This is a genomic window from Chitinophaga sp. 30R24, from assembly GCF_049056765.1.
GTDB lineage: Bacteria > Bacteroidota > Bacteroidia > Chitinophagales > Chitinophagaceae > Chitinophaga.
This window is the reverse complement of the sequence record NZ_JBJGXX010000002.1, coordinates 457,659-476,800: the sequence shown is the minus strand read 5'-3', so window position 1 is coordinate 476,800 and position 19,142 is coordinate 457,659. Positions and strand designations below refer to the sequence as shown.

The window sequence follows — 19,142 nt, the reverse complement described above, 5'->3', positions numbered from 1 at the left end:
GCCACCCATCATGATTTAATTTTAACTATTATTAATTATTTATCTTTGTGTCTTGATGTTTTGGCATCATATTTTCTAATTTTTTTGTTAACAAAAAGCAAAAACAACATGTTAAAGAACCTACCAACGGAAATGGAGCATGCAAAACGCCTGATAGCACATCCCGATGTATCATTACCGTTAGTAAAGCTGGCTAAAAAGTTCCTGTCCTCAGGATGGATTAAAGTTGTATCAGCCCCACTGTTTTTACTTTTTACTTTCCAGACCGCTCAGGCCCAGGAACCTGAACTGAAAAGCACAGTGTTACCTGTTATCAAAACCCAGGACACCACTATACGTAAACTCATTGAAGAAGTACAACGCATTACCGATAACGATAAACAGAATTCTTCATACATACAGGCGCTCATGCAGGGTAAGGATTTCGACAACCTCACCAAATATGAGTTGATCAAAAACAATATTATCAACGCAAGCGAAACTTATTACCTGCTCAATAAGAAGATTATTGACTTGAAGTCGCGTACTACCACCAATAACCTGGATGTATTCATCACCTCCCTCAACAACCCGGAAAGCAAAGCCCTCGGTTTTTCACTGAGCGACCGTATTGTAGACCTGGTGCAAAAGATCATCCTGCAAAACAAAAACGACAAAGGAGAGAAAAATTCTAAGATCGTGGAATCTACCAAATCCATCATCAATAGCCCGATCTTCCAGAGTTTTACTTCTTTAACGCCTCCGCTGGCCATCGCCAACTCCGTAATGAACTTCCTCCACAGCGTGAGCGTAAATAATAAACAGATCAACCAGAAATCGTTACAAGATTTTGAAAAAGAGCTCAATAAATATGTAGTATACTATACGGCTTTAAACGATGCGAACCAGAAATTTGAGTATGGCCTCAATTTTAATAAAGACCAATTAAGCTTACTGCAAGACAACCTGTTCGATCATTTATCTTTTACCGCCACATCACTGAGATTTCCCGCACCGCAAAAAGGCAACCAAAGCCTGAGCCAAACAATGAATGATTATTTTATTGATTTCAGGAAAGAAAAAGTGATCGATTTCTTTAACCAATTGGAAGCAAAATATACCAAAGGAAAACGTATTGACTACGAATCCCTGTTGCGTGAAAATTCTTCCCTGAAAGAAGTTAATAACCAATTGGAAGACCTTGTACTGCAAACCAAACGGTTCGAAAACCTGTACAATGAATATTTCACTTTGCTGGATTCTTACTATTCTAAAGTGAATAACTCCCTGAAAATTGCGCAGGATAACGGCCTAGCCGACAAAAGCATTATCGATACCAAGCAAGCCGAATTCAGGAACCTGAAAACGGAAGCCGTAACAGAAATACAGGCATCCATTAATATCCGTGAGCTGTACAGCAATACTGAAAAGATCAAATACAGATACCGGATATTCTAATATCCACTGAAAATAAAAACAGCGAACGATTTACATGAATCGTTCGCTGTTTTTTTACCTTGAACTTATTGCGCCATGCTATAGATTTTATTGATACCTTTGTTGAATCAATTCAGCAGAAATGACAACAGTTCAATTAGAGTATATTGTTGCGGTAGATACCTACCGGAGTTTTGTAGTAGCAGCAGAAAAGTGTTTTGTAACCCAGCCAACACTAAGTATGCAAATACAGAAGCTAGAAGACGAGTTAGGCGTTAAACTGTTTGATCGTAGCAAACTGCCGGTGGTGCCTACAGAAATAGGGGTATCGGTGATCGCTCAAGCCCGCATTATTATTAAAGAAAATGCCCGCATCCGGGAAATCATTGCCGATCAGAAAAAAGAGATCCAGGGTAACCTTAAAGTAGGGATTATTCCTACCCTCGCCCCTTATCTGCTTCCTCGCATCCTGACGGGCTTCATGAAAAAATATCCCAAGGTAAAACTGGAGATCTGGGAATTTCCGACAGAACAGATTGTACAACAATTAAAACAGGAACTGCTTGACTGCGGCTTGCTGGCTACCCCACTGCATAATCCGCACCTGGAAGAACATCCGCTGTTTTACGAATCTTTTGTAGTATATACTGCCAAAAGCAATCCCTTATACGATAAAAAGATTGTGAAAGCCGAAGAACTCGATATCAAAGAGGTATGGTTGCTTAACGAGGGGCATTGTATGCGTAACCAGGTTTTGAATATCTGTAAAGATAAATTTACCATGGGCGACAATAAGAACCTGGAATATAATACCGGCAGCGTGGAAACGCTCAAAAGGATGGTAGATCTCAACGAAGGCTATACCATATTGCCAGAGCTTTCATTGCAAGACCTTTCCGCCCGGCAACTGAATATGGTCCGCTATTTTAAAGCACCGGAACCGGTGCGGGAGATTAGCATGGTTACTCATCGCCACTTTATTAAACAGGCGCTTATAGAAGCCTTCAAAAAAGAGATTCTGGCCAATATACCTGAGAAAATGAGGGCGCAGAAAAACAAGAAAGTAATAGAGATTATAGCAGAATAGTTTTATATAGATAAATGGAAAGCCCGGGACACTTGTTCCGGGCTTTCCATTTTATGCTTTACCATCGCTATCATTTAGTAGTAGCGGGCGTATAATATTTCATCGCTTCCGGCATCAATTTCTCCAACTGCGCGATACGGGTAGCATCGCTAGGGTGAGTACTCAATAATTCCGGCGGTTTCTGGCCGGAACTGCCCATCTTCGACATCCGTTGCCAGAAAGGAATGGCTTCCTGTGGGCTGTAACCAGCCATTGCCATGAAGATAATACCCAGGTGATCTGCCTCCAGCTCATCTTTACGGGAATAAGCCAGCAAAGCTACATTACTACCTGCGCCAAAGGCCTGGTTAAAGAGGTTAACAGCAGTAGGGTTTTGGTTAAGTGCCACTGCACCGGCCATCTGGATACCCTGAGCTATCAGCCCCTGGCTCATACGCTCGTTACCATGACGGGCAATTGCGTGCGCTATTTCGTGTCCCATCACGCAAGCCAATGCGGTTTCATTTTGAGTAACCGGTAGCAAGCCGGTATACACCACTACCTTTCCGCCAGGCATACACCAGGCGTTCACTTCTTTACTGTCTACCAGATTGAATTCCCATTTATAGCTGGCTGCTTCCTTAGACATGCCATGTTCGTTCATATATTTTGTAACAGCGGCGGCAATACGTTGCCCTACCCTTTTCACCATTTCCGCATCCTTACTGGAAGTCTGGGGCACTACTTTATTTTCAGATAAAAAGGATTGGTATTGCTGCAAAGCCATAGACTGCATGGTACTTTCGGGAACAAGATTCAACTGGCTACGTCCTGTAATAGGAACACGCGTACACGCGGCCCAGGCCAGGCCAACAGTAAAGAATAAAACGTACTTTTTCATGGGAGCATCAATTTAAATAGCGTTAAACGCAAAAATAGCATGAAGCAAAGAGCATGCACATTTTATGAGCTTTGCTTTTTGCTTCATGCTATTCTTTATAGCACTATAACTAATTTTTGTCTTTTCTATTTTTAAATAAAGGCACTTTATTTTCCATACCTTTCAGCAACCGGGTGATATTTTTCTGATGGGTTAATACCACCATTAAAGCTACCGCAATGGCAAAGATGCGATAAAAAAGTTCCGGTTCGTTGAAGATATACAAAATCAATATCGGAAAAGCAATGCTAGCAATGATAGAGCTCAATGATACATACCTGGTTAAAAAAAGTATCATTAAAAAAACGCCTACACAGCACAAAGCAACCAATGGTTGAATAGCCAGCACCAGTCCAAACAAGGTAGCGATGCCTTTACCTCCTTTAAAATTGGCCCATATAGGGAAAATATGCCCTACCACGGCAGCCAGCCCCAGGCCGATCTGCAAATTAACCAATTGTGTAAGATGTTCGTGATCAGTATAATAAGGAGCCAGATAAGCCAATCGTACTGCTAACACACCCTTTAGCATGTCTACCACCATCACAAAAGTACCGGCTTTAGGGCCCAATATCCGGAAAGTGTTGGTAGCACCGGCATTGCCGCTACCATACTCTCTGATATCCATACCAAAAACGCCTTTACTTACCCAAACAGCCGTAGGCACAGAACCAATCAGATAAGCGCAAATAAGCAATATAATTTCTATCATCACTACAAGTTAGGAATGCTAAAATAACAAATTCTACGTTAAAGTATATAGAATATTAGAAAAGTTTATAACACAAAGGTTGGACAATCAGCATATTTCATATAAAAATAAAATATACTACACTATAGCTATTTCAAATTGCATCGCCAGCCAGTTGTCTTTTTCTATCTTTTTTGTGTGTACAAACCCCTGTGCTGTGGCAGCAGTGGTAATGGTAAGTTCGTCTGTAGGTAAAATGCCGCTTAGTAGTAAAATGCCATCCGGTTGCAGTAGCTTGCGCATATCTGCCATAAATTGCAAAAGAATATTGCAGTTGATATTTGCCAGCAAGATATCATATTTTCCGTTAATTTTCTCTAAGCGGTCTGCCTGCCACACCTTTACCTTTTGCATTTGGTTAGCGGCAATGTTTTCTATTGTATTATTTACCGCCCATTCATCGTAGTCGATGGCGTCTATTTCAGCAGCGCCCATCATTTCGGCTAAGATAGCCAGTATACCGGTGCCGGTACCAAAATCAAATACTTTTTCCCCAGAGATATTCAACGCCTGCATCAACTTTATCATGGATGAGGTGGTAGCATGATGTCCTGTACCAAAGGCCATTTTTGGCGTGATCACGATTTCATAGGCAGGCGGCGGCGTAAATGGCGGATGAAAAGCAGCGCGGATACCGCAAAAATCCTCTACTAACACTGGCTGAAAATTACTCTCCCACACTGCGTTCCAGTTCACCGGCAAAATGGTTTCTTTCGTATAGGTAACACCGTAGGCTTCCAGCACTTCCACTAATGCCGCCTCATCAAAATCGGTAGCCGGAATATAGCCAATGAGTGCAGCTGCCTGTTCTTCAAAACCTTCATAACCCACCCCGGATAATTGAGCGATCAGCAAGTCGGTTAGCTCCGCTCCTGCCTGTATCGTAATAGCAATGTAAGACATAAGCCGCAAATATAGGAATTTGGGACGTTAAGAGGGGCAAAGAGTGAGTTATTCTACAGGAATTAACATATTTAATAAATACACACTTTATGTTTTACTTTCTTCTCACTTTTTATGCACATCCCAGTTCTACCACTTCCTCCATTAATTGTAATTATATTACATTTGAATTATAATTAATGTAACTATTCTATGAAAACACTATTCCTCCTGCTGGCAGGTGTGGCATTGTCGCTCTCTGGCATGGCGCAGGTAATTAAAGTAAAACAACCTGTAGCACCAATCGCCGATACCGATTCTATTATTTACCAAACCGACAATGTGATCATGATCTTTGACCGCAAAGACTTATACGATTACATGGTAAGCAGAGACACTACCCTGCGCAATAACAAATACAGCAATAAAGTTTTCAACAGCGTACAGCTTTCCCGGTTTAATGCCAATGATATGGCCAACCATTTCCGCAAAGCATATTGCTACCTGGAAGATACCACCAATAAAGATTTCAGTTATAGTACCAGCAGAATGAATATGCTGTGGGCAGAAGATGGCGGCATTATGCTGCCGTATGTAGAAGAATTATTGCCAGACCTGCTAGCCTTCGGTACTGTAAGAGTAATAGAAAGAAGCACCAAGGCCTTGCAACCTGCTTATAAAATGATTGCCGAACCTATCGACGGCACTAATTACCGGGTATTCCGGCTCAATAGTGGGAAAGAAGTATTCCGGGAAAGCACTTTCCGGGTGGAACAATTAACAAGAAGGTAAACCGTATAACAGCCAGCTACCTACCAGCTGTTCATTACTAAAAGCTAAAAAAGCAGCCACAAAAGTGACTGCTTTTTTTCTTGTATTTTAATTCCAGTTATCTGCTAGCTATTACGGTGCTTATTCAGCATCGAAAGTAGGTTCCTGTGGTTTCTCGTTACGGGAGTTGTAATCACCGCCACTATCGCGGTTACCACGATTAAAATCACGTCTGTCGCCGCCACCGCGTCTGTCATCACCACCGCGTCTGTCGTCACGGGGACCACGTCTGTCGCCGCGATCTCCACCACGGTCGCCACGATCACGGAAATCGCCACGGTCGCCACGCTCTTCACGTTCTGGTCTTTCTACGTAACCTTCCGGCTTAGGCATTAACACTTTACGGCTCAGTTTAAACTTACCGGTTTTAGGATCTGTACCCGTGAGTTTTACTTTCACTTTTTCACCTTCGCTCAGCACTCCTTCCATTGTTTCGAGGCGTTTCCAGGAAACTTCAGAAATATGCAATAAGCCTTGTTTGCCAGGCATAAATTCAACAAAGGCGCCGTAAGGCATAATAGATTTTACAACAGATTCATATACTTCCCCTACTTCAGGTACAGCAATGATACCTTTCACCCAGGCAACAGCTCTATCCAAACTGTCTTTCTGAGCAGAGAAGATACTTACTTCACCGGTTTCGCCAACTTCTTCGATATTGATAGTTGTACCGGTTTCACGTTGGATTTCCTGTATAATCTTACCACCGGGTCCGATCACTGCGCCGATAAATTCGCGGTCGATAATGATTTTCTCCATGCGTGGTGCATGTGGTTTTGGTTCAGGACGGGCAGCAGGTACAGCTTCGTACATGGCTTCAACAATATGCAGGCGTCCTTTCTTGGCCTGGGCCAGTGCAGAGCGCATTACATCCATGCTTAAGCCATCTACTTTAATATCCATCTGGATACCCACAATACCATCACGGGTACCGGTTACCTTAAAGTCCATATCGCCCAGGTGGTCTTCATCACCCAAAATGTCGGTTAATACCGCCCATTTACCGTCTGAAGCACGGGAAATCAATCCCATAGCCACACCGGAAACGTGTTTTGGAATAGGTACGCCTGCATCCATGAGCGCCAGTGAACCAGCGCATACGGTGGCCATAGAGGAAGAACCGTTGGATTCGAGGATATCGGATACCACCCTTACGGTATAGGCGTAGTCGCTACCGGGCATCATTTGCTTCAGGGAGCGCATTGCCAGGTTACCGTGTCCTACTTCACGACGGCCGGGGCCGCGCATCATTTTCACTTCGCCAGTAGAGAAGGGAGGGAAATTGTAGTGGAGGATAAATTTTGAATATGTAGAGACGGCTGCACTTTCGATCAGCAGTTCATCTTCTGGCGTACCCAGGGTAACGGTGGTCAGAGACTGCGTTTCACCACGGGTAAAGAGGGCAGAGCCATGAGGAGAAGGCAGGATGTCTGTTTCCATAGCCAGCGGACGCACCTGTTCCAGGCTGCGGCCATCCAGGCGAACAGATTCATCCAGGATCATGTTACGGATCACTTCTTTTTCCAGGTCGTGCAGGTATTCTTTTACCAGTGGCTGGTCTTCTTCCGGCAATTCACCCAGGTGTTCGCCCAGCTCTTCGCCAATAGCTGCAAAAGCATCGCTGCGTTCGTGCTTAGCGGAAGCTGATTTAGCCACCTTATATATTTTTTCAGTAGCAAAAGCTGCTACTTTCGCTTTCAGTTCTTCGTTCTGATGAGGTAAAGCATACGCACGTTTTCCTGTTGCACCTTTGAGGTCGCGCAGTTCTTCCTGTGCTTTTACCTGAATTCTGATAGCAGCGTGTGCTGCCTCAATAGCCATAATCAGGTCTTCTTCCTGGCATTCTTTACTTTCACCTTCCACCATCATGATGTTCTTTTCAGTAGCACCAATGAGGAAGTCCATATCAGCTTTAGCCAGTTCAGTACGGTTAGGGTTGATAACATAATTGCCATCAATGCGGGCTACACGTACTTCGGAGATAATTTCCTGAATAGGCACGTCAGATACAGCCAGCGCAGCAGATGCAGCCAAACAGGCCAGTGCATCAGGCATTACTTCGGGATCGGAAGAGATCAGGGTAACAAGTACCTGTACTTCGCAAAAATAGTTATCGGGGAACAGGGGGCGCAGGGCGCGGTCAATTAAACGGGAGATAAGTACCTCATAATCAGACAACCGGCCCTCACGTTTGAAAAAGGAACCGGGAATACGACCGGCAGATGCAAATTTTTCCTGATAATCAACAGTAAGGGGGAAGAAAGACTGGCCTGGTTTGGGTTCTTTATTTGCTACCACTGTGGCCAGCAAAATTGCATTCCCTAAACGCACCGTAACCGCTCCATCGGCCTGACGGGCCAACTTGCCGGTTTCGATGGTCACCATCCGACCATCTCCTATATCGAATTTTACGGAAATAGGTGTCAGATTCATAATAAAGTGAGGATTAAGATAAAGTTACTCTTTTTGTATACGAAAGAATAACAAAAGGTATACATACAAAAAAACTATTCCCAACCATAATAAGTTGGGAATAGCGCTATAATTAAGTCATGGTTATTTCCTGATACCTAATTTCTCGATGAGGGCGCGATAGCCTGAGAGGTTGGTTTTAGATAAATAGGAAAGCAAGCGCTTTCTCTGGCCAACCATTTTCATCAAACCACGATGGGTAGAAAAATCTTTTTTGTTTGCTTTCAGGTGACCGGAAATGCTGTTGATACGCTCAGTCAGCAGCGCGATTTGTGCTTCCACAGAGCCTGTATTTTTTTCGCTTCCACCAAATTCCTTAAAAATATTGGCTTTCTTTTCAACAGTTAAGTAAGACATCTTTAAAAATAATAAGTAATAATAATGTTTTTTGTCGCTATTTTTCCGGGGCAAAGGTAATTTAAAAAATAGGAAATACCAATTTACCCGGAATTTATAATAAATGAAGGATAATCAGCATCCGTAAATTTCTGATCTTAAGCAACTATTAAGAAGAAAAATTTACTGCCGCATTATCCGTTACGTGCCCATTCTCTGTACGCAATACCCTGGATGGAAATTTCTGTAACACAATATAATCATGGGTGGCCATCACAATCGCCGTACCTTCCCGGCAAATCCGGAACAACAACTGCATAATGCCATCGGAAGTTTCCGGGTCCAGGTTGCCTGTAGGCTCATCCGCCAGGATCAACCGGGGAGAATTCAGCATCGCACGCGCAATATCTACCCGCTGCTGCTCTCCGCCAGATAATTCATAAGGCATCTTAAAACCCTTAGTCCCTAATCCTACCTTATCCAGTACATCCGCAATCTTATCTTCTATCTCTTTGGGATTTTGCCAACCGGTAGCCCGTAAAGCAAATTTCAGGTTGTTGTGTACATTCCGGTCTGTTAATAACTGGAAATCCTGGAATACTACCCCCAAATTGCGGCGAAGATAAGGCACTTTTTTCCAATCCATCTTCTTCAGGTCAAATCCCACCACCTGGCCAGTGCCGTCATTTAAAGGCAAATCGCCATACAATGTCTTTAACAGACTGGATTTCCCAGTACCGGTTTTCCCAATGAGATACACAAATTCTCCCTTATTAACGGCGATATTCACATCCGATAAGATCAGCGAATTCCCCTGATATATACTGGCGTTTGTTAATTGGATGATTGGTTGTTCAGGCGTCATGTCCTTTCTTGTTTTACGATCAGTTACGAACAAAAATAGCCAATTAAAAAATAACTCGTTGTGATAATATATCAAATATATCTGCCCCTCCCCCAAAAAATCAAAGACGCCAATGACTAAAGCTACCCGCCTATCCCGCTAGGGAGGATGCTACCCCGATCTATAAAAAATGGCTGTATCAAAGCGATACAGCCATTTTTTATATAACAACAATATTCTATATTAATATTCAAAAGTGCCTGCCGGAGATATTACCGTTACTTTTTTCTCTTCTGCAGCTTCCACCCGGCCAATGATCTGGGCATCTATATTAAAGCTTTGGGAGATCTGGATGATACTTGCCGCGATGGTTTCGGGCACATATAATTCCATGCGATGCCCCATATTAAACACCTGGTACATTTCTTTCCAGGAGGTACCGGATTGTTCCTGGATCAGGCGGAACAAGGGAGGAATCGGAAAAAGATTATCTTTAACCACATGCAGTTTCTCAATAAAGTGCAACACTTTAGTTTGTGCACCGCCACTGCAATGCACCATTCCGTGGATCTGCGGGCGAAACTGCTCCAATACCTTTTTGATCACCGGAGCGTAGGTACGTGTGGGTGATAACACCAGCTTACCTGCGTCTATTGCGCCAAAACCAGGGATCTCTATTTTATCGGTCAGCGATTTCTTACCGCTGAATACCAGTTCATAAGGAATATTAGGGTCGAAGCTTTCGGGGTATTTTTCTGCCACGGCCTTGCTGAATACATCGTGGCGGGCGCTGGTAAGACCGTTGCTGCCCATACCGCCGTTATACTCACTTTCATAGGTAGCCTGTCCGTAAGAAGCCAATCCCACTACTACGTCGCCGGCCTGGATGCGGTCATTGGAAATAACGTCTTCCCGTTTCATGCGGCAAGTAACGGTAGAGTCCACAATAATAGTACGTACCAGGTCGCCTACATCGGCTGTTTCCCCACCGGTAGAATAAATGCTGATACCATGGCTGCGGAGCTCTGCCAGGATATCTTCCGTACCATTGATGATCGCGGCTATCACTTCCCCTGGCAGCAATTGTTTGTTGCGGCCAATTGTAGAAGAAAGCAGGATATTATCGGTAGCGCCCACACAAAGCAGGTCGTCCATGTTCATAATAATAGCATCCTGGGCAATACCTTTCCAAACACCCAGATCACCGGTTTCCTTCCAATAAACATAGGCCAGTGACGATTTGGTACCGGCGCCATCTGCGTGCATAATGTTGCAATAAGCTTCATCACCACCCAGGATATCAGGTACTATTTTACAGAACGCTTTCGGGAAAAGCCCCTTATCAATGTTCTTAATGGCATTATGCACATCTTCCTTGCCTGCTGAAACACCGCGCTTGGCGTAAATATTATTATCCACCGGGTAATAAATAAAATATGTAAATAAAAAATAAACTGAACAAAGATGTTATTCAGGCTGCAAAAGTAACAGATTCCACGCAGAATGCCCGGCGATTGTGTTAGATTTGCAAGCGTTTTTGTTAGTTATTGAATTATATGCAGGTTCACAGGGACTTAGATCACTTACCGGAATTTCGAAATGCGGTTATTACCATTGGCACTTTCGACGGAGTACATGCAGGCCATCGCATTATTATCCGGCAGCTGGAACAGGCTGCCCAGGATGGCAACGGGGAAACCGTTATTATTACTTTCGATCCACATCCGCGGGAAGTATTACTGCCCACTCCGAATAATATCCGGCTGCTCACCACTTTACCGGAAAAAATAGCGTTGTTGGAAAAAGCCGGCGTCCATCACCTGGTAGTAGTACCTTTTACCAAGGCATTTTCTGAAATGTCTGCCCGCAGCTACCTCGAAGATTTTCTGATAGCGCGTTTCCAGCCACATACCATCATCATTGGCTATGATCACCGGTTTGGCCATAACCGGGAAGGCGGATTGGAACTACTGGAGGCAGAACAACATTTATATGGTTTTAAGCTGATAGAGATCCCCCAACAAATCGTACAGGACCTCACAGTAAGCTCTACGAAAATCCGCAAAAGCCTGCAGGAAGGAAATATCCGGCTGGCCAATGAGTTGTTGGGTTATCAGTATTTTCTCAGCGGCGCCGTAGTACATGGCGATAAAATGGGCCGCCAGCTGGGCTACCCTACCGCCAACCTCCAACTCGCAGATCAGCGCAAACTGATACCCGCCGAAGGCATTTATGCCATACAGGTACAGCTTAACGGAAGCACTACCAAACTACCAGCCGTGATGAGTATAGGTTTCCGCCCTACCTTTAATGGTACGGACCTCCGGCTAGAAGTACATATTTTTGATTTTAATGAAGATATCTACGGCCGGGAACTCACCGTGCATTTTGTGGAATATATCCGTGCCAACCAGAAATTTGACCATATAAACGATCTAATTGCACAGATGGACAAGGATGCTGCACAGGCAAAAGCTATCTTGCTGCAAACAGATGCTATTTCCTGATAAACGTTTGCAGGATCAAAACTCCTCTCCCAGAAAGTTAATTTTTTGGGGAGGAGCAGACTTCAATAACCTGCGGCCCGCCCGGATCAGGAAAAATGCACCGGAGGCAGTCAGAAACATTCCTATGAGCATTCCTACTTTCAGGCCGGGGCCATTTTTTCATAGGTAATATTTGTTAAATATTTATATTTAGTTCATCACTTTATACATCAGCTCTTTCATCAGCTCACCATCTTCTACACCACTATCGTTAATGCCTATACTCCGCAGGTTATATTGATGCAGGAGCAAAATAGCTTTTTCAATGCCCTCAGGGCCATACTGACGGACAGCGGCAGTATAATCCTTTACAAAGAACGGATGCACGCCTAAGGCGGCGGCCATTTCCTTTTCGCCTCCTTTTACGCTGAAAATAAGGTTTACTTTGGCAAAAAAGTTATAGAGAGCAGGCAGGGTCATCTGGATTGGCGCTGCTTTAGGGTTAGCAGCAAAGTAGGAAATGATACGGAATACTTTAGCCGCATTCTTTTGCCCCAAAGCATTTTGCAACTCAAACACATTATATTCTTTGCTGATGCCCACATATTTTTCAATGTCCTCTTCATCGATCTTTTTACGGGCGGGCAGGTTCACCAGCAGTTTATCAATTTCGTTGGCAATGCGGGAAAGATCGTTGCCAATATGATCTGCCAACAGGATGGCCGCTTTTTGGGTGATGGTCAGGTCCCGGCTGCTCACATAGCCTTCTGCCCATGCCGGCAGCTGGTTATCATATAGTTTTTTGGCAGATAACAACACGCCTTTTTCTTTGATGAGCTTCGCCATTTTACTGCGCCCATCTATTTTACCCTGTTTATGCGCTACTACAAAAACCGTAGAGGCAAGCGGATGATCAATGTAGGCTTCCAGCTTCAGCAAGTCGCGCATAGCCTGGGCTTCTTTCAACAATACTACCTGGCGCTCTGCAAACATAGGATAACGGCGGCAGGCATTCACCACCGTACTCCAGTCTGTATCCTTTCCGTATAGTACGGTGAGGTTAAATCCTTTTTCGGCTTCCGTTAACAGTTCGTGTTCTGCATAGTTGGTTACCTGGTCTATAAAAAAATCTTCTTCTCCTTCCAGCCAGTATAACGGCTTAAACTTTTGTTGCTTCCAGTCCCTAATAATATCCTGATAATCCATTAGCTTGTAACTTTAACTTCTGGCAACCGGTTGGTTGGCGATTGCCTTTATTTTACAATAACGATATTCGCTGTTTTTAGCCACCATACTGCCATCTACATCGTCTTTGGGCATGTGTTCTACCCCCATTACCGCTGTTAGCAGTTTCAGAGAAGTGTAATGTTTAAAATCCCAGAAATCCCACAGGTACTTCCCATGGCTTAAAACCATGCAATTGTAATGGCTGCGGCAAAGATAAATGATGAATAACAGACCGCCTGCAAATAAAAGGGATATCGAACTCTTTTATAGATCCGGCCTTGTCAGCATGGGCTGCATCTTCATCTCCGGAAATTGGCGCAGTTTTTGAGATTTTGTCACGCCAGAGCTGTTGCATATTGTCCGATAAGTGTTCCAGCGCAAACGTAACAGGCGTTGTTGCTATGTCCAATAAGAGTAATTGATCTAACACAATATTTGGAAGCACGTTTCAAAAACAGTTTTATTGCTATTATAAAATAAGAATATTATAAGTATTTTTGAATGACAATTTTTAACCATATAACGATTACATATAAAACTCACAACTATGACTGAGAACACTTTTAACGCACCTGCACCGGGGTCGCCCGGACCAGAGAAGCCACGTAGCCGTAATGGGCTAATTTACGGCATTTTAATCGTAGCATTAGCTGGCACATGGATATATATGTTATATGACAAAAACAAATCCACTGAATTAACGCAGCAACAGAAAGTTCAGATAGATTCGATTTCTGCTTCCCGCGATGATTTACAACAGGAATACAATGCTGCCAATGCCCGTTTGGATGAACTAATTTCCCAGAACTCCCGTATGGACAGCCTTGTTAAAACAAAAGATAAAGAAATCCAGGATATGAAAGCCAGGATTTCCAGCATCCTGACCAACAAAAACGCAACACAAGCACAGCTGGCAGAAGCCCGCCGTTTGATTGAGCAACTGAAATCCAACATTGAAGGATACCAGCAAACCATTGAGCGACTGGAAGGTGAAAAGATCGTATTAGCTGGCGAACGCGATGTAGCCCGCCACGAACGTGATTCTGTATCTACTGTAAAAGATAGCCTGAACAAGAAAGTAGACCTGGGTTCTGTATTGCATGCTTCCAACATTCACCTGTTGCCGATTAAAGTAAAACATAATGGCAAAGAAGTAGAAACCAGCAAAGCTAAACGTGCAGATATGATGCGCGTTACCTTCGACCTGGATGATAACCGCATTGCTCCTAGTGGAGATAAAGAGATCTTTGTGGCCATCACTGCTCCGGATGGTTCCCCACTTGCAGTAGAAGCGCTGGGGTCTGGCCGCTTCACCCTGGAAGATGGCACCGAAAAATTATATACTGCCAAGAAAACTGTTTCCTATGTTACCGGTCAAAAACAAACCGTGAGCATGGATTGGAAACAGAATTCAGATTTCAAGCCAGGCGACTATTCCGTAGAGATCTACCACAACGGTTATAAGATCGGCCAGGGAAAAGTAACGCTGAAAAAAGGCGGCTTGTTTTAATCGCTTACGGTAAAAACATATAAGACATTTATTCATAAAAGCTCCACGCCTTTGAGCGTGGAGCTTTTATTATTATGTGCCCAGGTCTATAAACCGGCGGCCGGTTTATTATTTTAAACAGATAACAAATAGCCGCCTATAAAGGATTTCAGTGATATTTTTTTCACTCATCTAATTTGTTAATGATTAGTTATTGGTAAAAAGATATATATAAAAATAAAATAAAATTAACGTTCTTTGCTTCACAATTAAAGAATAGCCGGAGGCCACTGTGTTCCCTGACCAATGCTTGAGACAAGAAGAATGTGACGTTGTTGTCGTAATACCTGTTTAGCCCATGTTTACAATAAAAATGAATGATTTCAGCGGCTTGTTATACCCTGGCATCTGTTATCATTTTATTGTAGCAAAACGGTACATCAATGAATGCCATTCTTACCGGTCGTTGTCGGTTGATACCACTCTTGCTATAAACGGATAAGATAAGAAGCCCAATTAAAAATGAAGCATGGAAGACATGAATAAAATAGTGTACGTTGTTGATGATGATGAAATATTTCATTTCATCATCAAAAAAATGTTAGGGCAGCAAAGCAATCACCTGGTAGTTACCTCTTTCCTTTGTGCAGAGGAAGCGCTGGAGCAGCTTTCCAGCGATCCGCAACCTACATTACCTTCTCTCATTATACTTGATATGAATATGCAGCGGATGAATGGATGGGATTTCATAGAGGCCTACCGGGGGCTAAAAACATCTTTAAAAAATACTATTCCAATTATAATGTGTTCCTCTTCTGTGGATGTACGAGACCTACAAAAAGTACAACATACGCCTGAATTAATGGCTTATATCACCAAGCCCCTTGATAAGAATAAGCTAAAAGTGATTGAAGAATATCTTTAGCTGTTAGCTTTAAGCTTAAAAGAGATAAGGCCCGAAGCGAACGATCCTGGATCGTTTACTTCGGGCCTTATCATTATAGCGTTAGGTTAAAAATTAAGCCGGAACAGCAGTACCGTACATTTCTTCACGCAGTACTTTTACCCGCTCATCTGCCAGGTACTCGTCGAAAGTCATCATCCGGTCGATGATGCCCTTAGGCGTAAGTTCAATGATACGGTTGGCCACAGACTGCATAAAGGTATGGTCATGTGTGGTGAACAACACAATGCCTTTATAGTTGATCATGCTTTCATTGAAAGACTGGATAGACTCCAGGTCCAGGTGGTTGGTAGGCTCGTCGAGGATCAAGACGTTCGGATCTTGCAACATCATACGGCTGATCATACAACGTACTTTTTCCCCTCCACTCAATACCGAAGTTTTCTTCATGATCTCATCGCCACCAAACAGCATCTTACCGAGGAAGCCGCGCAGAAAAGGTTCATCCACATCAGTTACATGGGCTGGTACATATTGGCGTAACCAATCCATCAGGTTCAGGTTCTTATCTATAAAGAATGTAGCATTATCGTTTGGCAGGTAAGCGCTGGTAACAGTGGTACCCCATTCCAGTTTACCGCTATCGGCCTGTGCTTCATTATTGATCACTTCAAAGAAGGTAGTCAACGCCAGGTGGTCTTTAGACAGGAAAGCAACCTTATCTCCTTTATTAATAGAGAAGGTAACGTCTGTGAAAATCTTACGGCCATCTATTCCTTTCTCCAGTTTTTCCACATTCAGGATCTGGTTACCCACTTCACGCTGTTGCTTAAAGATGATGCCAGGGTATTTACGGTTAGAAGGCTGGATATCTTCGATAACCAGTTTTTCCAGGGCCTTTTTACGGGAAGTAGCCTGCTTACTTTTGGAAGCGTTGGCACTGAATCGGGCAATAAAGTCCATGAGGTCTTTACGCTTGTCTTCCATCTTCTTGTTCTTATCGGCAATCTGACGGGCCATGAGCTGAGACGACTCATACCAGAAGGTATAGTTACCACTGAAGATCTGGATCTTGGCGCGGTCTACGTCTGCCACATGCGTACATACCGCATCGAGGAAGTGACGGTCGTGGGATACCACGATCACAATATTTTCGTAGTCGGCCAGGAAGTTTTCCAGCCAACCAATTGTTTCCACATCAAGGTCGTTCGTAGGCTCATCCAGGAGGAGGATATCGGGGTTGCCAAACAGGGCCTGGGCCAACAGTACCCGCACTTTCAAGCTACCGGAAATATCTTTCATCAGCATGCCAAGCATGTCTTCCTTCACACCCAGATCTCCCAACAATACGCCGGCATCACTTTCTGCGGTATAACCGCCCATTTCGCCGTATTCTGCTTCCAGTTCACCGGCACGCATGCCATCTTCTTCGGTAAAATCTTCCTTGGCATAAATAGCATCCCTTTCGTTTGCTATCTCCCAAAGTTTCTTGTTACCCATTAATACGGCATTCAGCACTGTCACCTCATCAAACTCAAAGTGGTTCTGTTTCAGAACGCTCATACGCTCACCTGGGGTGATTTCCACAGTACCTTTATTCGGTTCTATTTCACCGGACAATATCTTCAGGAAAGTAGACTTCCCCGCTCCATTAGCCCCAATCACACCATAACAGTTCCCTTTTGTGAAATTGAGGTTTACTTCGTCAAACAATACTCTCTTACCAAAAGAGAGCGTTACGTTTTTAACACTGATCATGCTGGCTATGTAAATTTTGAAGCTGCGAAGGTACTGATTTTATGCTGGCTTTCCAAGCCGGCCAGCTTCATTACATTATTAAAAAAATATATACTGTTTTTTATCTTACCGTAAGAATAAAAACGAAGCCAGCACTGCTTTCCGGCGGATAAGCGATCAAGACTGCGGTGTATATGCTTTCTATCTGTATCTTTATCTTATTAAAGTATACATAACATGACATCATATAACCAGATATTTGAGAACAATAAGCAGTGGGTCGCTTCGAAATTAGCCACTGATAGCGCGTTCTTCGAAAAAATGGCAGACTCCCAAAAACCAGATTATCTGTACATTGGTTGCAGTGATAGTCGTGTTCCTACCAATGAGATCATGGGACTGGAAGCTGGGGAAGTGTTCGTGCACCGCAACATTGCTAATCTGGTACCCAATACCGACCTCAACGTAATGGGAGTGATTAACTACGCCGTTGTGCACCTGGAAGTAAAACATATTATTATCTGCGGTCACTATAACTGTGGCGGCGTTAAATCGGCTATGCAAGCTAAAGACCTGGGTATCCTCAATCCCTGGCTACGTAATATCCGCGACGTATACCGCCTGCACATGGACGAGCTCAACGCTATTACAGATGAGCACGAGCGCTACAACCGCCTTGTAGAGCTCAATACCCAGGAACAATGCATCAATGTGATTAAAACAGCTGCCGTACAGAAATCTTATCTGGCAAAAGGCTACCCTACTGTACATGGCTGGGTATACGATTTGAAAAACGGCATGCTGAAAGACCTGGAAATTGATTTTGAAGGCGTACTGCACGAAATTCAAAAAATTTATGACCTCACAGGCTCCGGCCTGATGCAAAAAGAAGGATAATATGGGTCCCATCGGCGTGTTCGACTCCGGCTACGGCGGCTTAACCGTATTAAAAGAATTTGTGGCAGAGCTCCCGCAATACGATTATATCTACCTGGGAGACAATGCGCGTTCTCCTTATGGCAACCGTGGCTTTGATACCATCCATGCCTATACGCTGGAATGCGTGCAGCAACTGTTCAATATGGGTTGCCCCCTGGTAATACTCGCCTGCAATACCGCTTCTGCTAAAGCGCTGCGCACCATACAGCAGAAAGACTTACCCAATATTGCGCCTGATAACCGCGTACTGGGCGTAATACGGCCTACTGCTGAAATGGTAGGTACCATTACCCAAACAGGCGAAGTAGGCATATTGGCCACTAACGGTACTGTATCCTCTGAGTCTTACCCTCTGGAGATCTACAAATTTTTTCCACATGTAAAAACCTATCAGCTAGCCTGCCCTATGTGGGTGCCGCTGATAGAAAATGATGAGCATGAAAGCGAAGGGGCAGACTATTTTGTGAAAGAATACATTGATCATATCCTTTCTATTTCACCGGATATTGACACCTTGGTATTGGGTTGTACCCATTATCCTCTATTAATGAAAAAGATCAAACAATTCCTGCCAGGCGGTATCACCGTACTTTCCCAGGGCAAAATTGTAGCGCACAGCCTGAAAGATTACCTCAAACGCCATCCGGAAATGGAAAACAGGCTAACCAGGCAACAACAACACCATTTTTATACGACCGACGATCCTGCAATCTTTGACAGGATGGCCGAGATATTTTATGGAAAAACAGTTACTTCCGAAAAGCTGATCACGCAATAACCACAGTTCCTGATGAATACTGCTCATCAGGAACTGCCGATCGC

At 43.7% G+C, this 19,142-nt stretch carries 18 protein-coding genes; 8 read left to right on the top strand and 10 right to left on the bottom strand.

All coding sequences use genetic code 11. The features are described from left to right. Positions 1–108: 108 nt before the first annotated feature. Both ACDQ55_RS08575 and ACDQ55_RS08570 read left to right on the top strand, forming a co-directional pair. Entirely contained in the window at positions 109–1,437 is a 1,329-nt protein-coding gene (locus ACDQ55_RS08575) for a hypothetical protein (protein WP_420980956.1), read from the top strand. 121 nt (positions 1,438–1,558) lie between these two features. Then, a complete protein-coding gene (locus ACDQ55_RS08570; protein WP_420980955.1) occupies positions 1,559–2,503 on the top strand; it encodes a LysR substrate-binding domain-containing protein in 945 nt (314 codons plus the stop codon). A gap of 70 nt (positions 2,504–2,573) precedes the next feature. Here ACDQ55_RS08570 and ACDQ55_RS08565 read toward each other — a convergent pair whose 3' ends face one another. From ACDQ55_RS08565 to prmA, 3 genes are all read right to left on the bottom strand, one after another. After that, complete coding sequence (locus ACDQ55_RS08565; RefSeq protein WP_420980954.1) at positions 2,574–3,383, bottom strand: M48 family metallopeptidase; 810 nt, start codon at positions 3,381–3,383, stop codon at positions 2,574–2,576. A gap of 109 nt (positions 3,384–3,492) precedes the next feature. After that, positions 3,493–4,134, bottom strand: coding sequence for a glycerol-3-phosphate 1-O-acyltransferase PlsY (plsY, locus tag ACDQ55_RS08560; protein WP_420980953.1), 642 nt, complete (start codon positions 4,132–4,134; stop codon positions 3,493–3,495). Between the two features lie 117 nt (positions 4,135–4,251). Continuing rightward, the gene (prmA, locus tag ACDQ55_RS08555; RefSeq protein WP_420980952.1) at positions 4,252–5,076 is read right to left on the bottom strand and encodes a 50S ribosomal protein L11 methyltransferase; all 825 of its coding nucleotides are present in this window, start codon (positions 5,074–5,076) and stop codon (positions 4,252–4,254) included. A 192-nt stretch (positions 5,077–5,268) separates the two neighbouring features. Here prmA and ACDQ55_RS08550 point away from each other — a divergent pair, with 192 nt between their 5' ends. Continuing rightward, complete coding sequence (locus ACDQ55_RS08550) at positions 5,269–5,847, top strand: hypothetical protein (RefSeq protein ID WP_420980951.1); 579 nt, start codon at positions 5,269–5,271, stop codon at positions 5,845–5,847. A gap of 120 nt (positions 5,848–5,967) precedes the next feature. Here ACDQ55_RS08550 and ACDQ55_RS08545 read toward each other — a convergent pair whose 3' ends face one another. The 4 genes from ACDQ55_RS08545 to ACDQ55_RS08530 form a co-directional block, all read right to left on the bottom strand. After that, a complete protein-coding gene (locus ACDQ55_RS08545; RefSeq protein ID WP_420980950.1) occupies positions 5,968–8,319 on the bottom strand; it encodes a polyribonucleotide nucleotidyltransferase in 2,352 nt (783 codons plus the stop codon). Positions 8,320–8,442: 123 nt separating this feature from the next. Further along, positions 8,443–8,715 carry a 30S ribosomal protein S15 gene (rpsO, locus tag ACDQ55_RS08540; RefSeq protein ID WP_420980949.1) on the bottom strand — a complete coding sequence of 91 codons (273 nt, stop codon included), beginning with the start codon at positions 8,713–8,715 and terminating at the stop codon, positions 8,443–8,445. A 148-nt stretch (positions 8,716–8,863) separates the two neighbouring features. Further along, the gene (locus ACDQ55_RS08535; protein ID WP_420980948.1) at positions 8,864–9,559 is read right to left on the bottom strand and encodes a cell division ATP-binding protein FtsE; all 696 of its coding nucleotides are present in this window, start codon (positions 9,557–9,559) and stop codon (positions 8,864–8,866) included. Between the two features lie 222 nt (positions 9,560–9,781). After that, entirely contained in the window at positions 9,782–10,957 is a 1,176-nt protein-coding gene (locus ACDQ55_RS08530) for an AIR synthase related protein (protein ID WP_420980947.1), read from the bottom strand. 137 nt (positions 10,958–11,094) lie between these two features. On the opposite strand from ACDQ55_RS08530, the gene ACDQ55_RS08525 reads away from it, so the two are divergent. Then, on the top strand, positions 11,095–12,045 hold the full coding sequence (locus ACDQ55_RS08525; protein WP_420980946.1) for a bifunctional riboflavin kinase/FAD synthetase: 951 nt from the start codon (positions 11,095–11,097) through the stop codon (positions 12,043–12,045). A 189-nt stretch (positions 12,046–12,234) separates the two neighbouring features. Here ACDQ55_RS08525 and holA read toward each other — a convergent pair whose 3' ends face one another. Then, a complete protein-coding gene (gene holA, locus ACDQ55_RS08520; RefSeq protein WP_420980945.1) occupies positions 12,235–13,230 on the bottom strand; it encodes a DNA polymerase III subunit delta in 996 nt (331 codons plus the stop codon). 12 nt (positions 13,231–13,242) lie between these two features. Further along, positions 13,243–13,440 (bottom strand): hypothetical protein, encoded by a 198-nt coding sequence (locus tag ACDQ55_RS08515; protein ID WP_420980944.1) that lies wholly within the window; start codon positions 13,438–13,440, stop codon positions 13,243–13,245. A 358-nt stretch (positions 13,441–13,798) separates the two neighbouring features. Here ACDQ55_RS08515 and ACDQ55_RS08510 point away from each other — a divergent pair, with 358 nt between their 5' ends. Further along, the gene (locus ACDQ55_RS08510; RefSeq protein WP_420980943.1) at positions 13,799–14,761 is read left to right on the top strand and encodes a hypothetical protein; all 963 of its coding nucleotides are present in this window, start codon (positions 13,799–13,801) and stop codon (positions 14,759–14,761) included. A gap of 508 nt (positions 14,762–15,269) precedes the next feature. After that, complete coding sequence (locus ACDQ55_RS08505; RefSeq protein WP_420980942.1) at positions 15,270–15,665, top strand: response regulator; 396 nt, start codon at positions 15,270–15,272, stop codon at positions 15,663–15,665. A 93-nt stretch (positions 15,666–15,758) separates the two neighbouring features. Here the strand turns inward: ACDQ55_RS08505 and ACDQ55_RS08500 are convergent, their stop codons facing one another. Continuing rightward, positions 15,759–17,402, bottom strand: coding sequence for an ABC-F family ATP-binding cassette domain-containing protein (locus ACDQ55_RS08500; RefSeq protein WP_420980941.1), 1,644 nt, complete (start codon positions 17,400–17,402; stop codon positions 15,759–15,761). A gap of 216 nt (positions 17,403–17,618) precedes the next feature. Here ACDQ55_RS08500 and ACDQ55_RS08495 point away from each other — a divergent pair, with 216 nt between their 5' ends. Together ACDQ55_RS08495 and murI are read left to right on the top strand one after the other, a co-directional pair. After that, positions 17,619–18,278, top strand: a complete 660-nt coding sequence (locus tag ACDQ55_RS08495) for a carbonic anhydrase (RefSeq protein WP_420980940.1) — start codon at positions 17,619–17,621, stop codon at positions 18,276–18,278. Between the two features lies 1 nt (position 18,279). Then, positions 18,280–19,098 carry a glutamate racemase gene (murI, locus tag ACDQ55_RS08490; protein WP_420980939.1) on the top strand — a complete coding sequence of 273 codons (819 nt, stop codon included), beginning with the start codon at positions 18,280–18,282 and terminating at the stop codon, positions 19,096–19,098. Positions 19,099–19,142 lie beyond the last annotated feature (44 nt).

Coding starts and splice junctions, on each gene's coding strand:
- ACDQ55_RS08550 (WP_420980951.1), top strand. CDS start 5,269: ATGAAAACACTATTCCTCCTGCTGGCAGGTGTGGCATTGTCGCTCTCT.
- ACDQ55_RS08515 (WP_420980944.1), bottom strand. CDS start 13,440: ATGGTTTTAAGCCATGGGAAGTACCTGTGGGATTTCTGGGATTTTAAA.
- ACDQ55_RS08495 (WP_420980940.1), top strand. CDS start 17,619: ATGACATCATATAACCAGATATTTGAGAACAATAAGCAGTGGGTCGCT.
- holA (WP_420980945.1), bottom strand. CDS start 13,230: ATGGATTATCAGGATATTATTAGGGACTGGAAGCAACAAAAGTTTAAG.
- ACDQ55_RS08525 (WP_420980946.1), top strand. CDS start 11,095: ATGCAGGTTCACAGGGACTTAGATCACTTACCGGAATTTCGAAATGCG.
- ACDQ55_RS08545 (WP_420980950.1), bottom strand. CDS start 8,319: ATGAATCTGACACCTATTTCCGTAAAATTCGATATAGGAGATGGTCGG.
- plsY (WP_420980953.1), bottom strand. CDS start 4,134: ATGATAGAAATTATATTGCTTATTTGCGCTTATCTGATTGGTTCTGTG.
- prmA (WP_420980952.1), bottom strand. CDS start 5,076: ATGTCTTACATTGCTATTACGATACAGGCAGGAGCGGAGCTAACCGAC.
- ACDQ55_RS08505 (WP_420980942.1), top strand. CDS start 15,270: ATGGAAGACATGAATAAAATAGTGTACGTTGTTGATGATGATGAAATA.
- ACDQ55_RS08570 (WP_420980955.1), top strand. CDS start 1,559: ATGACAACAGTTCAATTAGAGTATATTGTTGCGGTAGATACCTACCGG.
- ACDQ55_RS08565 (WP_420980954.1), bottom strand. CDS start 3,383: ATGAAAAAGTACGTTTTATTCTTTACTGTTGGCCTGGCCTGGGCCGCG.
- murI (WP_420980939.1), top strand. CDS start 18,280: ATGGGTCCCATCGGCGTGTTCGACTCCGGCTACGGCGGCTTAACCGTA.
- ACDQ55_RS08510 (WP_420980943.1), top strand. CDS start 13,799: ATGACTGAGAACACTTTTAACGCACCTGCACCGGGGTCGCCCGGACCA.
- ACDQ55_RS08500 (WP_420980941.1), bottom strand. CDS start 17,402: ATGATCAGTGTTAAAAACGTAACGCTCTCTTTTGGTAAGAGAGTATTG.
- rpsO (WP_420980949.1), bottom strand. CDS start 8,715: ATGTCTTACTTAACTGTTGAAAAGAAAGCCAATATTTTTAAGGAATTT.
- ACDQ55_RS08575 (WP_420980956.1), top strand. CDS start 109: ATGTTAAAGAACCTACCAACGGAAATGGAGCATGCAAAACGCCTGATA.
- ACDQ55_RS08535 (WP_420980948.1), bottom strand. CDS start 9,559: ATGACGCCTGAACAACCAATCATCCAATTAACAAACGCCAGTATATAT.